Origin of the sequence: Defluviimonas sp. D31 (assembly GCF_033436765.1) — a bacterium.
GTDB lineage: Bacteria > Pseudomonadota > Alphaproteobacteria > Rhodobacterales > Rhodobacteraceae > Albidovulum.
In genome coordinates, this window is the sequence record NZ_JAWQFN010000005.1 from 109,163 (window position 1) to 123,565 (window position 14,403).

Below are 14,403 nucleotides of genomic sequence, written 5' to 3' on the forward strand. Positions count from 1 at the left end.
GGCGCCCGAGGCGCCCCGGATCAGAGGCTGCCCTCGTCCGTCAGCGACATCGGCCTGGTGGTGGTGCCGTCGGAATAGGCGATGCACTGCCAGCGGGCGCGGTCCGGACCGACGCCCACGATCACTTCGGTGCCGGCCTCCGAGAAGCTCGACCCGAGCAATGTGACATCGGGATTGTTCGTCTCGGCGGTCACTGCCCTGAGGCAGGCCTGATCCGCCTCCGTCGGCATCGGGGCGCTGGTCCCGCCCCCGCCGGTGTCCTCGACACAGCCGGCCAGGGACATGGCCGAAAGTGCCACCGCTCCCAGTATGATTCTTCTCGGCATCGTTAAATCTCCCCGTTTCGCTGAATTTTTGGATAAAGCCCGAACACGGCGTCACTCGATACCAAAAATCACATTGTACTCGGCGGGGCTCCCACCCCGGTTGATCACTTCCACGACATGTTCACCGGTCTGCCAGAGCTGGCCGCGGTATTCCTGGCGCGCGGGAATCTGGTCGAGCAGAAACGACATGTCGGGATTGAAGATCTGGTAAGACACATCCGGGCTGCCGGTCGCGACACGGACGTAGAGGAACTGCCCGTTCTGCGCGCCCAGAACGTAACGCCGCGACTCGCCTGGAGCCAGCGCCCCGGTCAGCTCGGCACCACCCGCGCCGGCCGCAAACCGGACCCTTTCCGTCGAGGTGCCGCCGGCCTGCCCGGCGGGCGCGACCGCCGAGCCGGTGCCCTCGACCAGGAACTCCCCGGCCGCCCAGCCCTCGTATCCGGGATCCGCAAGCGTCGCGACCTGGCACCACCGGCGCCCCTCCGCCATGCGGCACCCGAGATTGCGCAGCTCGGTGCCGTTCTCGACCCGGGTAACCACGCCCGCCCCCGAAGACGGCCCGGCGCGGAGGTTGAGCCCCCCGCCCGAAGTGTTCACCCGGTAGAAATCGGGGCCGCCCTGAAGCCCGTCTGCGAAGTCGCCCTCGACAACCGCGCCCGTGGCGCCGCTGATGCCGATTTCCAGCGTAAAGCTCGACCGTTCGCCACGCCGCGCCGCGGAACGCATCATATAGACAGAGATCGTGTATTCGCCCGAGGCCGTGAGTTCGGCGTCGAACCGGTTCAGGTCGGGGGTGTTCGGGCCGGTCATACTGCTGTTGGCGATCGCCTCGTCGCCGGGGCCGCTGCCCGGCCCATAGACGTTGAAATAAGTCGCCAGGTTGGATGGCGCGAGCGTTACTGACATCCGCTGCCCCGCCTCGGCCCCGACCATGTAGGACACCGACTTGTAACCTTCGATCTCGTCCCGGATCGACGCGCTCGAGGCGCCCGCCGCGAACCGGACCTGTTCGGTCCGGATATCCTGCGCCATCACCGGTATCGACAACGCCAGAAGCCACAGGGTCATGCCTGTTAAGATACGCGCCAACAAAACTCAGCCCCCGCAACGAAACGAAAAAAATGCGTGTTTCGCGGGAGCCTAGCACAAGGGTGCGTCATCGGCCAAATGTGAAACTGTCAACGGCTCTCGACAGGCCAGTGTCTCGCAAGGCCATCGAGTCCGGCCCGAATCAACCGCGCCAGAACCGCCTCGTCGATATCGGATAACTTGCTGATGTATAGACAGGATTTTCCGAGCTTATGCCTGCCGAGATCCTTGAGGATATGACCGAAGTCGGTATAGCCGGGCATGATGTAGACCGTCAGCGCGGCCTTCCGCGGCGAAAATCCGGTGGCGAGAAAGTCGCCCTCGCGCCCGCTCGCGTAGCGGTAATGATAGCGCCCGTAGCCGATGATCAACGGCCCCCACATCACCGGCTCGAACCCGGTGACCTCGCGAAAGAGCGCATCGAGCCGCAGCGCCTCATCGCGCCGCGCAGGTGGCTCGGCCCCGGCAATGAAGTCCTGAACGGAAAGGGTGGTCGGGACGGTCTTGTTGGCCATAGCCAAGTCTCGTCCCGTCCCGCAGTTCGTGTCCAGTCAGAAAGATACCTCCGCCAGCGTCGCCCGGTGATCCGAGGGCCAGGGATCGACCGCGAGATCGGTGCGCGGCCCCGTCTCGCCGACGATCCAGGCGCCGGTGACGGTCAGCCCCTCGGCCCTCGCGAAGGCAAAGTCGATGCGGTCGTGATGGTCCTCGGGATCCGCCTCATCGCCCTGCGGGGTCCAGGTATAGGCGGGCTTCGCGACCGGGTCGGGCCAGACCGCGCGGTAGGTGTCGACGAACCCGGCCTCCGACAGGCGGTGCGTCGTCGGCCATTCCACCTTGACCGGCTGTTGCCCGGCTGCGACGGCGGCATCGGTCCAGTCGTGCTCCGAGGGCTCGTTGAAATCGCCGAAGACGAAGACCGCCGCGGCACCGTCCGCCGCCGCCATGTCCTCGAAGAGCAGATCCATCGCGGGCCCGCGCGTCTTAGTCGCCCAGTCCTGCGCCTCGGCCTCGGCCTTGATGAAGGGGGCGGGCCCGTATTCGATGCTCAGAAGCTGGTAGGGCTGATAGGGCTCATCATCGTGGTGGATGTTGAAGGCCCAGACCGTCACCCCGTTCACATTGATCGGCACCCCAAGATCATGCGCGGTCGGCGTCCCAATCGGATAGCGCGACAGGATCGCGTTTGCCCAGAGGGCGACGTTTTCCTGGCTCTGGTCGTAGTAATAATAGCCCAGCGCCTCGGCGATCTGCTTCGCCACGCTCTCGCCAACCGCGGCGCAAGCCTCGGCGGTGCAGTCTTCGGGCTCTAGCCGGGTTTCCTGCATCCCGATGATGTCGGGATTGGCGGCCTTCAGCACGGCGACGGTTTCCTCGACGCCCTTGCCCTCGTTCCCACCGCCGCCCCAGATATTGTAGCTCATGATGCGAAGCGTCGTTTCGGCATGTGCCGAACCCGCCCCCAGCAGCGCTGCGACAAGCCCAGTTACCAAATACGTCTTCATGAACGTCTCCCTGTTATGGACGCCCGATGGTCAAATACGTTGAAGATTCGCGCAAGAATTTTTTTGACTGATCATTCAATCAGCAAAAACGCTACGTGTCATCCCGCCAGCGATTCACGATCGGGTAGCGCCGGTCCAGCCAGAACGCCTTCCGCGTCAGCCGCACCCCCGGTGCCGACTGGAACCGTTTGTATTCGCTCGTGAAGACCAGCTGTTCGACGCGCTTCACCGTGTCGCGGTCGAAGCCCGCGGCCACCACTTCGGCCACCGACTGGTCGCGGTCCACGAGCCGGTCGAGGATCGCGTCGAGCACCGGATAGGGTGGCAGACTGTCCTCGTCCTTCTGGTCCGGCCGGAGCTCCGCCGAGGGCGCCTTGGCGATCACCCGGTCGGCGATCACCTCGCCCTCCGGCCCCTTCATCCAAGGCCGGTGGTTTGCATTGCGCCAGCGGCAGGTCTCGTAGACGCGGGTCTTGTAGAGATCCTTCAGCGGGTTGTAGCCGCCCGCCATGTCGCCATAGATCGTGGCATAGCCGACCGCGACCTCGGACTTGTTGCCGGTCGTGAGCAGCATCTCGCCGAACTTGTTCGAAAGCGCCATCAAGAGAAGCCCGCGGAGCCGCGACTGGATGTTCTCTTCGGCGACCCCCGGCACGGTGCCCTCGAAAAGCGGCGCGAGCGCCTCCGTCACTGCGGCCCGCGGCCCCGAGATCGGCACCGTGTCGAGCCGGCAGCCGAGCGCCTTCGCGACGCTCGCCGCATCCTCCAGCGAATGGGCCGAGGTGTATTCCGACGGCATCATGACGCAGCGCAGGTTCTCTGGCCCCACCGCGTCGGCGGCGATCGCCGCCACCAGCGCGGAATCGACGCCTCCCGAGAGCCCGAGCAGCACCTTTCCGAAACCCGATTTGCCAAGGTAGTCACGCAGCGATTCCACCATCGCCCGGTAATCCTGCTCCCACTCGTCCGGAACCGGATCGAGTTCGGTCCGCTCTGCCTGCCAGCCCTTGTCGGTGCGGCGGAACTCGACGTGACGGATGCATTCGTCGAAGACCGGCATCTGCATGGCGAGCCCGGCTCCGGCGTTGAGCACGAACGAGCCGCCGTCGAACACCTGGTCGTCCTGGCCGCCGACCATGTTGAGATAGACGAGCGGCAACCCGGTCTCGATCACCCGAGACACCATGACCGCCACGCGGGTGTCGTACTTGTTGCGGTAATAGGGCGAGCCGTTCGGCACGAGCAGGATCTCCGCCCCGGTCTCGGCCAGCGTCTCGGTCACGTCGTCGAACCAGGCGTCCTCGCAGACAGGCGAGCCGACCCGCACCGGGCCGATCGCATAGGGTCCGCTCACCGGGGCGGAGGTGAACAACCGTTCCTCGTCGAAGACCGCCTCGTTCGGCAGATGATGCTTCAGCACCCGCGCCACGACCTTGCCGCCCTTGAGCACCCAGTAGGCGTTGTAGAGCTTGTCGCCCTCCCGCCACGGCCCGCCGATACCGAGCGCGGGGCCATCGGCGCAGTCACGCGCCAGCGCCTCGATCGCGGCCATCGCCGCTTCGGTGAAGGCGGGCTTCAGCACCAGGTCCTGGGTCTGGTAGCCGGTGATGAACATTTCGGTCAGCGCGACCATGTCGGCGCCGGCGGCCCGGCCGGCCTCCCAGGCGGCGCGGGCCTTCGCGGCGTTGGCGGCCAGCGCACCCACGATCGGGTTGAGCTGGGCGAGGGTCAGGCGGAACGTATCGGCCATGCGGGCTCCAGGGAATTGCTGGGTTCCGTATTACCAAACCTGCCGCCGAGGGAAAGACTGATCCCGGACGGCGGCGGTCCGCCCCACGTGTTGCCGCATGGCTTGTCACCGGGCCATGCCGGAATTAGGGTCGGCGCGGGGCGGCGACGGCGCTCCGGTCCGGAGCAGCCGCGCCCGCGCGCCGCCATGCGTCCGGTCCGGGCGGCGCGGCGGCGGCGATCGAAAAGGCGGAGCGGGAAATGATGCGCATCGACGGTGCAGGACTTCGGTCGGTTTTGCTGGCGGTCATGGTCACCGCGGCGGGGGCCGCGGCCGGTCAGGATGTCGTGACCAAGGAATACGAGGACGGCGGCATCTACGAGGGTACGTTCAAGGACGGCAAGCAGCACGGCAAGGGAACCTACCGGCTGCCCAACGGCTACGAGTATTCCGGCGACTGGGTCGAGGGCGAGATCCTCGGCACGGGCACCGCGCGCTATCCGAACGGCTCGGTCTACGAGGGCGATTTCGTCAAGGGCAAGCCGCACGGCAAGGGGAAGATCACTTTCGGCGACGGCGGCACCTACGAGGGCGACTGGGTCGACGGCGAGATCCAGGGCGAAGGCACCGCGCATTATGCGAACGGCGTCACCTATACCGGCAGCTTCGAGAAGGCGCTGCATCACGGCAAGGGCCGGATGGAGAGCCCCGGCGGCTATGTCTACGAGGGCGACTGGGTGAAGGGCGTCAAGGAGGGCAAGGGCACCATCACCTATCCCGACGGCGCGATCTACGAAGGCGACATGCTGCGCGGCCAACGCGCCGGCCAGGGCAAGCTCACGCTCGCCGACGGGCTTGTCTACGAAGGCGCATGGGCCGAGGGCCAGATGAGCGGCAAGGGCAAGCTCACCCAGCCGAACGGAGACATCTACGAAGGCGAGCTCGCGGCCGGCAAGCGTCAGGGCCAGGGCAAGGTCACCTATGCCAACGGCGATGTCTACGAGGGCGGCTTCGTCGCCGACCAGCGCCAGGGCAAGGGCACGTTCACCGGCACCGACGGCTACGTCTACGAGGGCGACTGGGCCGAGGGCCGGATCGAGGGCAAGGGCCGCGTCGCCTATCCCGACGGCTCGGTCTACGAGGGCGACTTCGCCGGCGACCTCGCCCACGGCACCGGCAAGATCACCTATGCCGACGGCGCCTCCTACGAGGGCCAGTGGAAGGACGGCGTGATCGAGGGTGAGGGCGTCGCGCGGTACACCAACGGCCTTGTCTACGAAGGCGCGTTCAAGGCCGGAAAGAATCACGGCCAGGGCAAGATGACCTATCCCGACGGCTATTCCTACGTCGGCACCTGGAAGAACGGCGCGCGCGAGGGCGAGGGCGTGGCGACCTATGCCGAAGGCGCGGTCTATACCGGCGCCTTCAAGAAGGGCCAGCGCGACGGCAAGGGCGAGATCGTGATGCCCGACGGCTTCCGCTATGCTGGTGACTGGAAGGCAGGCAAGATCGATGGCGAGGGCACCGCGACCTATCCCAACGGCGACATCTACGAGGGCAGCTTCAAGGCCGGCAAGCGCCAGGGCCAGGGAATCATGCGCTATGCCACCGGCGAGACCGCCTCTGGCACCTGGAGCGACGACAGGCTGGCCGAGCCGGACCCGGCCTCCGCCGCGCCCGAGCCGCAGCCCGATGCGTTGCCCGCGACCGACCCGGCCGCGGGCAACGACGCCACGGCGGCACCGGCACCGGCCGAACCCGCTTCCGAGCCGGCCGACGGCGCCACGGCCGGGGAAGCGCCCGCAAACTAGGACAGGCGGGGGGGGCGGACGGGGTGATTTTTCGCTTTTCCTTTCGCCCGCCGTGCGTATAGTCGCGCCCCATGACACGGAGCCAGCATATCCACGCCGCATCGGGTGCCCTGCGCGCCCTGCCGCCCCGTGCCCTTCTCCTCCTTAGCTGCCTCTGAGCGTGCCCTTGGGCGCGACCGCTCAGAGGTGACCAGCGCCAGGCAATGCTAAGGAACGAAAGAGAGATCAGGACGATGACCGACAAATCCAAGCAAGACCGCGTGGTGATCTTCGACACGACGCTGCGCGACGGCGAGCAGTCGCCCGGCGCGACTATGACCCATGACGAGAAGCTCGAGATCGCCGAGATGCTCGACGAGATGGGTGTCGACATCATCGAGGCGGGCTTTCCGATCGCCTCGGAGGGTGATTTCGCGGCGGTGAGCGACATCGCGAAACAGGCGAAGCAATCGGTGATCTGCGGCCTCGCGCGGGCGAACTTCAAGGATATCGACCGCTGCTGGGAAGCCGTGAAGCATGCGCGCCGCCCGCGCATCCACACCTTCATCGGCACCTCGCCCTTGCACCGCGCCATCCCCAATCTCGACATGGACCAGATGGCCGAGCGGATCCACGACACGGTGACGCATGCCCGCAACCTCTGCGACAACGTGCAGTGGTCGCCGATGGACGCGACCCGGACCGAGCATGACTACCTCTGCCGCGTGGTCGAGATCGCGATCAAGGCCGGCGCCACCACGATCAACATCCCCGACACCGTGGGCTACACCGCGCCGCGCGAATCCGCCGCGCTGATCCGGATGCTGATCGAGAAGGTGCCCGGCGCCGACGAGATCATCTTTGCGACGCACTGCCACAACGACCTCGGCATGGCGACGGCGAACGCGCTCGCCGCCGTCGAGGCCGGCGCGCGGCAGATCGAATGCACGATCAACGGGCTTGGCGAGCGCGCGGGCAACACCGCGCTGGAAGAGGTCGTGATGGCGCTGAAGGTCCGCAACGACATCATGCCCTACCGGACCGGCATCGACACGACGAAGATCATGAACATCTCGCGCCGCGTCGCCGCCGTCTCGGGCTTCCCGGTACAGTTCAACAAGGCCATCGTCGGCAAGAACGCCTTCGCGCATGAAAGCGGCATCCATCAGGACGGGATGCTGAAGAACGCCGAGACCTTCGAGATCATGCGCCCCGAGGATATCGGCCTCGCCGCCACCAACCTCGTGATGGGCAAGCATTCCGGGCGCGCGGCGCTCCGCTCGAAGCTGAAGGACCTCGGCTACGATCTGGCCGACAACCAGCTCAACGACGTCTTCGTGCGGTTCAAGGCGCTCGCCGACCGCAAGAAGGAGGTCTATGACGACGACCTCGTGGCCCTCATGACCGACCAGGCGTCGGAAGCCGCGGGCGACCACATGCAGGTCAAGTTCCTGCGGGTGATCTGCGGCACCGAGGCGCCGCAATCGGCCGACCTGATCCTGACCATCGACGGCAAGGACCACCAGGTGACGGCGCAGGGCGACGGACCGGTGGACGCGGCCTTCAACGCGGTGAAGAAGCTCTTCCCGCACGACGCGCGGCTCGCGCTCTACCAGGTCCATGCTGTGACCGAGGGCACCGATGCGCAGGCCACGGTCTCGGTCCGGCTCGAGGAGGACGGCAAGATCGTCACCGGCCAGTCCTCCGACACCGACACGGTCGTCGCCTCGGCCCGCGCCTATGTCAGCGCGCTCAACAACCTCGTGGTGCGGCGCGCCAAGACCAAGCCCGAGGACGAGCTGAAGTCTGCCGGCTGAACAACCCGCGGGGCCGCGCACCCAGGCGGCCCCGCCTTATGCCTCACAGGCTCGAACCCGCGTTCCACCCGGACGGGACTGCCCGGCCGTTCGGATCAAACCGCATGCTCGCAATCACGCCACGGCCCAACACATCATCGGGGCTTCCGGAGTAGACAGCCTCGCCCGCGGCGGGCCCAAACGCATGGCGTCAACGTGCGAGAATCCACGCCAGTACCTCCAGCGGACGCAGCGTCGCCTGAACACAACTCCTCCACGATCCACCGTCAAAATGCCAGCGCCGCGCCAGACGTGGCGAGCTTGGTCGCGGCCGGCGCGAGACCAAATCAGCGCGTGGCTTGCAAGAAAATGTTTGAATAGTGAAATAAAATTCCACTTTATCTCCAAATAATTTCCATTAATGATGATATTTTGATAGCGGCAGATTCCCGCGAAGGTGTGAAATGACGCCCCTTTCGCCTCTGGAGCCGGAAGCCTATAAGAGACGCGGCCTGCGGGTACGAGTCGCGGGCCGGGATCTGTTGGGGACAGGATTTGGACATGGCAAGTTGGGGCGGGCTGTTTTCGTCGGACATGGCGATCGACCTTGGGACGGCGAACACGCTCGTCTACATGCGCGGCAAGGGGATCGTTCTGAATGAGCCGTCCGTCGTCGCCTACCATGTCAAGGACGGCAAGAAGCAGGTGCTCGCGGTGGGCGAGGATGCCAAGCTGATGCTCGGCCGCACCCCTGGCTCGATCGAGGCGATCCGGCCGATGCGCGAAGGCGTCATCGCCGATTTCGACGTCGCCGAGGAGATGATCAAGCATTTCATCCGCAAGGTCCACAAGCGCACCACCTTCTCCAAGCCGAAGATCATCGTCTGCGTGCCCCACGGCGCCACCCCGGTCGAGAAGCGGGCGATCCGGCAGTCGGTGCTTTCCGCCGGCGCGCGGCGCGCGGGGCTGATCGCGGAACCGATAGCGGCGGCGATCGGCGCGGGCATGCCGATCACCGACCCGACCGGTTCGATGGTCGTCGACATCGGCGGCGGCACCACCGAGGTCGCGGTGCTCTCGCTCGGCGACATCGTCTATGCGCGCTCGGTCCGCGTCGGCGGCGACCGCATGGACGAGGCGATCATCAGCCACCTCCGCCGCCAGCAGAACCTTCTCATCGGCGAGTCGACCGCCGAGCGCATCAAGACCTCGATCGGCACCGCGCGGATGCCCGATGACGGGCGCGGCGCCTCGATGCAGATCCGCGGCCGCGATCTGCTGAACGGCGTGCCGAAGGAGATCGAGATCAACCAGGCCCAGGTCGCCGAGGCTCTGGCCGAGCCGGTCCAGCAGATCTGCGAGGCGGTGATGACCGCGCTCGAAGCCACGCCGCCCGACCTCGCCGCCGACATCGTCGACCGCGGCGTGATGCTGACCGGCGGCGGCGCGCTGCTCGGGGAGCTGGACCTGGCGCTGCGCGAGCAGACCGGGCTTTCGATCTCCATCGCCGACCAGTCGATGAGCTGTGTGGCGCTTGGCACCGGCAAGGCGCTGGAGTATGAAAAACAGCTCCGCCATGTGATAGACTACGACAGCTGAGGCTCCGGCCCAGCGCCCCGACCGCGAGGCTCAAGTGGCCCGAGACCACAGATCCGGCATAGAATTCCGCACGCCCATGCGCCGCATCCTGATTGGGGCGCTGGCCTTCGTCATGGCGTTGACCTTCCTGATCTGGCGCATCGACAGCCCGCGGGTCGAGCGGTTCCGTGCGGCATTCATCGACCGCGTCGTGCCGAACCTCGACTGGGCGCTGCTGCCGGTGACGAAGTTCGTGGATATGGTCGAGGGTTTCCAATCCTATGCGAGCCTTTACGAGCAGAACCAGGAACTGCGCCGCGAACTGCAGCAAATGAAGGCTTGGAAGGAGGCGGCGGTTCAGCTTGAACAGCAGAACGCCAAGCTTCTCGCACAGAACCAGGTCCGGCTCGATCCCAAGCTCACCTCGGTCTCCGGTGTCGTTCTGGCCGACGCCGGTTCGCCGTTCCGGCAGTCGGTGCTGCTCAATGTCGGCGCGCGCGACGGCATCGTCGACGGCTGGGCGACGATGGACGGGCTCGGTCTCGTCGGCCGGATCTCTGGTGTCGGCCAGACCACGGCCCGGGTGATCCTGCTCACCGATGCGTCGAGCCGTATCCCGGTGACGATCCAGCCCTCAGGCCAGAAGGCGATGCTCGTGGGCGACAATTCCGCCGCGCCTCCGGTCGAGTTCCTAGAATCGCCCGAGCAGGTGCGCCCCGGCGATCGCGTGATCTCCTCGGGTGATGGCGGCGTGTTCCCGGCCGGGCTTCTCGTCGGCCAGGTCGAGCTGGACAAGGACCGCCGGCTACGGGTGCGGCTCGCCGCCGATTACGAGCGGCTGAACTTCCTGCGCGTGCTGCGCAGCCACCCCGCCGAGCGGATCACCGCGCCCGGACGGCTGATCGCCCCGGCCGTCCCGCCCCGAGCCGAGCCCCTTCCCGCCGCCGAGGCGGCGCCGCAGGCGGAGGCCGGCGATGGTTGATCCCGCGACCGCCCGGCGCGCACGCTACTGCCTCCTCTTCCTCGGCCTCGCCGCGGCGATCCTCTTCGTCCGGCTGCTGCCGCTGTCCACAGTACCCGCGCGCTTCCCCGCGCCCGACCTCATTCTCTGTCTCGCGCTCGTCTGGGTGATGCGCCGGCCGGATTATGTCCCCGCGCTGGTGATTGCGCTCGTGTTCCTCGTCGATGACATCCTGGCGATGCGTCCTCCGGGGTTGTGGGCGCTGATCGTTCTTCTCGGCACCGAATTCCTGCGCGCTCGCGAAGCGACCTTGCGCGATCTGCCGTTCGCCGTGGAATGGAGCATGGCGAGCGCGTTGATCCTTGCGATGATGCTTGCCAACTGGTTCGTGCTCACGGTCTTCATGGTGCCGCAGATCGGCCTCGGGCCGACGGTGCTTCACGCCCTCGCCACGGGCCTTGCCTTCCCGCTCGTCCTCGCGGCGACGCTCGCGGCGCTCCGGCTGCGCAGCCCCGCCCGGGGCGAACCCGACACCCGAGGAGGACGGCGATGAGACGCCCCCCCCGCGACAGCCAGGAAAGCTTCCGCACGATCAGCCGGCGGGGCCTGATGCTCGCCTCGCTCCAGGCGGTCTTCATCGGGACGCTCGCCTACCGGATGCGCTACCTGCAGGTCGACCAGGCCGATGAGTTCCGCCTTCTGGCCGAGGAAAACAGCATTAAGGTGAGGCTGCTGCCACCCGCCCGCGGCTTGATTGTCGACCGCAACGGTGCGGTCGTCGCCAGCAACGAGCAGAACTACCGCATCACCATCATCAAGGAGGATGCCGGCGACACCGAAGCCGTGCTCGACCGGCTCTCTCAGTTGATCCCGCTGTCCGACGAAGACCGCGAGCGCACGCTCAAGGAGGCCGGCCGCACGCCGACGCTGCCGATCAGCGTCGCTGACCGCCTGAGCTGGGAGGAATTCAGCCGTGTCGCGGTAAACGCCCCTGCCCTGCCAGGCATCACGACCGAGGTCGGCCTGTCGCGCCATTACCCGCTCGGCCCCGACCTCGCCCATGTGCTCGGCTATGTCGGCCCGGTCAGCGACTACGACCTGTCGAAGATCGAAGACCCGGATCCGCTGCTGAAGATCCCGCGCTTTCAGATCGGCAAGATCGGGGTCGAGGCAAAGCTCGAGGCGGATCTGCGCGGCAAGGCGGGTTCGCGCCGGATCGAGGTGAACTCCGCCGGCCGCGTGATGCGCGAGATCGACCGCAAGGAAGGCGACACGGGCGCCGCGGTCCAGATCACCATCGACCGGCGGCTGCAGAACTATGTCCAGGCCCGTCTTGGCAGTGAAAGCGCCGCCTCCGTGGTGATGGACGTCAGAACTGGCGACATCCTGGCGATCAACTCTGCACCGAGCTTCGATCCCAACATGTTCGTGCGTGGCATCTCCGGCCCCGAATACCGCACGTTGACCGAGAACGACCACCGCCCGCTGGCGGACAAGTCGGTTCAGGGCGCCTATCCGCCGGGCTCGACCTTCAAGATGGTGGTCGCGCTCGCGGCGCTCGAGGCGGGCGTGATCGGAACCTCTGACACCGTCTGGTGCCCGGGCTACACCAAGCTCGGCAACCGCCGCTTCCATTGCTGGAAACGCGGCGGCCACGGCCATGTCGCCCTGACCGAGAGCCTTCAGCAATCCTGCGACGTCTATTACTACGAGGCCGCCCAGCGCGTCGGCATAGACGCGGTGGCTGCGATGGCGCGGCGGCTCGGGATCGGGGTGCGCTTCGACCTGCCGATGTCGGCGATCTCGGAAGGGCTCGCTCCGGACAAGCAGTGGAAGCAGGAGAAATACGGTCAGGGCTGGATGATGGGCGACACGCTCAACTCCGGGATCGGCCAAGGCTATGTCCTCGCCTCGCCGCTGCAACTTGCGGTGATGAGCGCGCGGATCGCGACCGGGCTCGAGGTGATGCCGCGTCTTGTCCGTTCGATCAACGGGGTGGAAGTTCCTCTGGCCGAGCCGCCCTCGCTCGGGCTGAAGGAGAACGCGCTGCGCGCCGTGCGCAAAGGCATGTTCGACGTGTCGAACTCGCAGCGCGGCACCGCCTACCGCTCGCGCATCGTCGACGAGACGATGTGGATGGCGGGCAAGACCGGCACGAGCCAGGTGCGCAACATCACGGCCGCCGAACGCGCCCGCGGCGTCACCAAGAACGAGGACCTGCCGTGGGAGCGGCGCGACCACGCGCTCTACGTTGCCTTCGCGCCCTATGAAGCGCCCCGGATCGCCGTTTCGGTGGTGGTAGAGCATGGCGGCGGCGGTTCGGTCGCTGCGGCACCGATCGCGCGCGACATCGTGCTGCAGGCGCTGAACGAGGGCTTCCCGCCGCTCACCGCCTACCCCGCCGACCAGAGGGAGGGGATCGAGGCCGGGCGCGAGCAGCTGCAGATTATCGAGCCAGAATTGCCGAGCGGAGGCCGGTCGCGGGCATGAGCTACCTTGAATACAACGTCAAGACGGTTCCCACGGGCCTGCGCAAGGTCCTCCATGTCAACTGGCCGCTGGTTCTGTTGCTGACCGCGGTCGCCTCGGTCGGCTTCCTGATGCTCTATTCGGTCGCGGGGGGGCGGATCGAGGTCTGGGCCGAACCGCAGATGGAGCGGTTCGCGGTCGGCATCGTGGCGATGCTCGCCATCGGCTTCGTGCCGATCTGGTTCTGGCGCAACCTCTCGGCGGTTGCCTATCTCGTCTCGCTCCTGCTTCTGGTCGCGGTCGAGATCTTCGGCACGATCGGCATGGGCGCCCAGCGCTGGATCGAGCTTGGCCCCCTGCGGCTCCAGCCGTCGGAGCTGATGAAGATCTCGCTCGTGATGCTGCTCGCGGCCTATTACGACTGGCTCGACATCAAGAAGGTCTCGCATCCTTTGTGGGTCATCATCCCGGTGGTAATCGTGCTGGCGCCGACCTTCCTCGTGCTGAAACAGCCCGATCTCGGCACCGCTATTCTCCTGCTCGCCGGGGGCGGCATCGTGATGTTCGTGGCCGGGGTGAGCCTTTGGTACTTCGCCGCGGTGATCGCGCTGGCCGTCGGGCTGGTGTTCACGGTGTTCGAAAGCCGGGGCACCGACTGGCAGCTGATCAAGGACTACCAGTTCCGCCGCATCGACACCTTCCTCGACCCGAGCACCGATCCACTGGGTGCGGGCTACAACATCACCCAGGCGCAGATCGCGCTCGGCTCCGGCGGATGGGCCGGCAAGGGCTACATGCAGGGAACCCAGTCGCGGCTGAACTTCCTGCCTGAAAAGCACACCGACTTCATCTTCACCACGCTGGCCGAGGAGTTCGGCTTCGTCGGCGCGGTCTCGCTGCTCGCGCTCTATGTGCTGATCCTCGTCTTCTGCATCCAGTCGGCGCTGTCGAACCGCGACCGGTTCTCGGCGCTCTTGACCTTCGGCGTCGGCGGTACGTTCTTCCTGTTCTTCATGGTCAACATGTCGATGGTGACCGGGCTGATGCCAGTCGTCGGCGTGCCGCTGCCGCTCGTTTCCTATGGCGGCACAGCAATGATCATCCTTCTCGGCGCCTTCGGCCTCGTCCAAAGCGCCCATATCCACCGACCGAGGTGA

12 protein-coding genes are annotated in these 14,403 nt (G+C 66.5%); 7 read left to right on the top strand and 5 right to left on the bottom strand.

Annotated elements, in window-relative coordinates:
* Window positions 1-20 precede the first annotated feature (20 nt).
* The 5 genes from R5H32_RS11105 to R5H32_RS11125 all read right to left on the bottom strand — a co-directional run bounded on the left by R5H32_RS11105 (window position 21) and on the right by R5H32_RS11125 (window position 4,673).
* Window positions 21-326 (bottom strand): hypothetical protein, encoded by a 306-nt coding sequence (locus tag R5H32_RS11105; protein ID WP_318338751.1) that lies wholly within the window; start codon window positions 324-326, stop codon window positions 21-23.
* Between the two features lie 51 nt (window positions 327-377).
* Window positions 378-1,397, bottom strand: coding sequence for an SH3 domain-containing protein (locus R5H32_RS11110; RefSeq protein WP_318338752.1), 1,020 nt, complete (start codon window positions 1,395-1,397; stop codon window positions 378-380).
* Window positions 1,398-1,507: 110 nt separating this feature from the next.
* Window positions 1,508-1,933 (bottom strand): DUF1801 domain-containing protein, encoded by a 426-nt coding sequence (locus R5H32_RS11115; RefSeq protein WP_318338753.1) that lies wholly within the window; start codon window positions 1,931-1,933, stop codon window positions 1,508-1,510.
* A 36-nt stretch (window positions 1,934-1,969) separates the two neighbouring features.
* Window positions 1,970-2,923: an endonuclease/exonuclease/phosphatase family protein gene (locus R5H32_RS11120; RefSeq protein ID WP_318338754.1), complete on the bottom strand. Its 954-nt coding sequence runs from the start codon at window positions 2,921-2,923 to the stop codon at window positions 1,970-1,972.
* A gap of 91 nt (window positions 2,924-3,014) precedes the next feature.
* Window positions 3,015-4,673 carry an NAD+ synthase gene (locus R5H32_RS11125; protein ID WP_318338755.1) on the bottom strand — a complete coding sequence of 553 codons (1,659 nt, stop codon included), beginning with the start codon at window positions 4,671-4,673 and terminating at the stop codon, window positions 3,015-3,017.
* A 242-nt stretch (window positions 4,674-4,915) separates the two neighbouring features.
* On the opposite strand from R5H32_RS11125, the gene R5H32_RS11130 reads away from it, so the two are divergent.
* The 7 genes from R5H32_RS11130 to rodA all read left to right on the top strand — a co-directional run bounded on the left by R5H32_RS11130 (window position 4,916) and on the right by rodA (window position 14,403).
* The gene (locus R5H32_RS11130) at window positions 4,916-6,463 is read left to right on the top strand and encodes an MORN repeat-containing protein (protein ID WP_412099017.1); all 1,548 of its coding nucleotides are present in this window, start codon (window positions 4,916-4,918) and stop codon (window positions 6,461-6,463) included.
* Between the two features lie 233 nt (window positions 6,464-6,696).
* On the top strand, window positions 6,697-8,259 hold the full coding sequence (locus tag R5H32_RS11135) for a 2-isopropylmalate synthase (RefSeq protein WP_318338756.1): 1,563 nt from the start codon (window positions 6,697-6,699) through the stop codon (window positions 8,257-8,259).
* 540 nt (window positions 8,260-8,799) lie between these two features.
* On the top strand, window positions 8,800-9,837 hold the full coding sequence (locus R5H32_RS11140; RefSeq protein WP_263338377.1) for a rod shape-determining protein: 1,038 nt from the start codon (window positions 8,800-8,802) through the stop codon (window positions 9,835-9,837).
* Window positions 9,838-9,871: 34 nt separating this feature from the next.
* Window positions 9,872-10,798 (top strand): rod shape-determining protein MreC, encoded by a 927-nt coding sequence (gene mreC, locus R5H32_RS11145; RefSeq protein ID WP_318338757.1) that lies wholly within the window; start codon window positions 9,872-9,874, stop codon window positions 10,796-10,798.
* The gene (locus tag R5H32_RS11150) at window positions 10,791-11,330 is read left to right on the top strand and encodes a rod shape-determining protein MreD (protein WP_318338758.1); all 540 of its coding nucleotides are present in this window, start codon (window positions 10,791-10,793) and stop codon (window positions 11,328-11,330) included. Before mreC ends, R5H32_RS11150 begins: the two co-directional genes overlap by 8 nt.
* Entirely contained in the window at window positions 11,327-13,267 is a 1,941-nt protein-coding gene (gene mrdA / locus R5H32_RS11155; RefSeq protein WP_318338759.1) for a penicillin-binding protein 2, read from the top strand. Before R5H32_RS11150 ends, mrdA begins: the two co-directional genes overlap by 4 nt.
* On the top strand, window positions 13,264-14,403 hold the full coding sequence (gene rodA, locus R5H32_RS11160; RefSeq protein ID WP_318338760.1) for a rod shape-determining protein RodA: 1,140 nt from the start codon (window positions 13,264-13,266) through the stop codon (window positions 14,401-14,403). Before mrdA ends, rodA begins: the two co-directional genes overlap by 4 nt.

What these genes read in the sequence shown, in the direction of transcription:
- R5H32_RS11150 (WP_318338758.1), top strand. Translation starts at nt 10,791, where the DNA reads ATGGTTGATCCCGCGACCGCCCGGCGCGCACGCTACTGCCTCCTCTTC.
- R5H32_RS11135 (WP_318338756.1), top strand. Translation starts at nt 6,697, where the DNA reads ATGACCGACAAATCCAAGCAAGACCGCGTGGTGATCTTCGACACGACG.
- mrdA (WP_318338759.1), top strand. Translation starts at nt 11,327, where the DNA reads ATGAGACGCCCCCCCCGCGACAGCCAGGAAAGCTTCCGCACGATCAGC.
- R5H32_RS11140 (WP_263338377.1), top strand. Translation starts at nt 8,800, where the DNA reads ATGGCAAGTTGGGGCGGGCTGTTTTCGTCGGACATGGCGATCGACCTT.
- R5H32_RS11125 (WP_318338755.1), bottom strand. Translation starts at nt 4,673, where the DNA reads ATGGCCGATACGTTCCGCCTGACCCTCGCCCAGCTCAACCCGATCGTG.
- rodA (WP_318338760.1), top strand. Translation starts at nt 13,264, where the DNA reads ATGAGCTACCTTGAATACAACGTCAAGACGGTTCCCACGGGCCTGCGC.
- R5H32_RS11120 (WP_318338754.1), bottom strand. Translation starts at nt 2,923, where the DNA reads ATGAAGACGTATTTGGTAACTGGGCTTGTCGCAGCGCTGCTGGGGGCG.
- R5H32_RS11110 (WP_318338752.1), bottom strand. Translation starts at nt 1,397, where the DNA reads ATGACCCTGTGGCTTCTGGCGTTGTCGATACCGGTGATGGCGCAGGAT.
- R5H32_RS11105 (WP_318338751.1), bottom strand. Translation starts at nt 326, where the DNA reads ATGCCGAGAAGAATCATACTGGGAGCGGTGGCACTTTCGGCCATGTCC.
- R5H32_RS11115 (WP_318338753.1), bottom strand. Translation starts at nt 1,933, where the DNA reads ATGGCCAACAAGACCGTCCCGACCACCCTTTCCGTTCAGGACTTCATT.
- R5H32_RS11130 (WP_412099017.1), top strand. Translation starts at nt 4,916, where the DNA reads ATGCGCATCGACGGTGCAGGACTTCGGTCGGTTTTGCTGGCGGTCATG.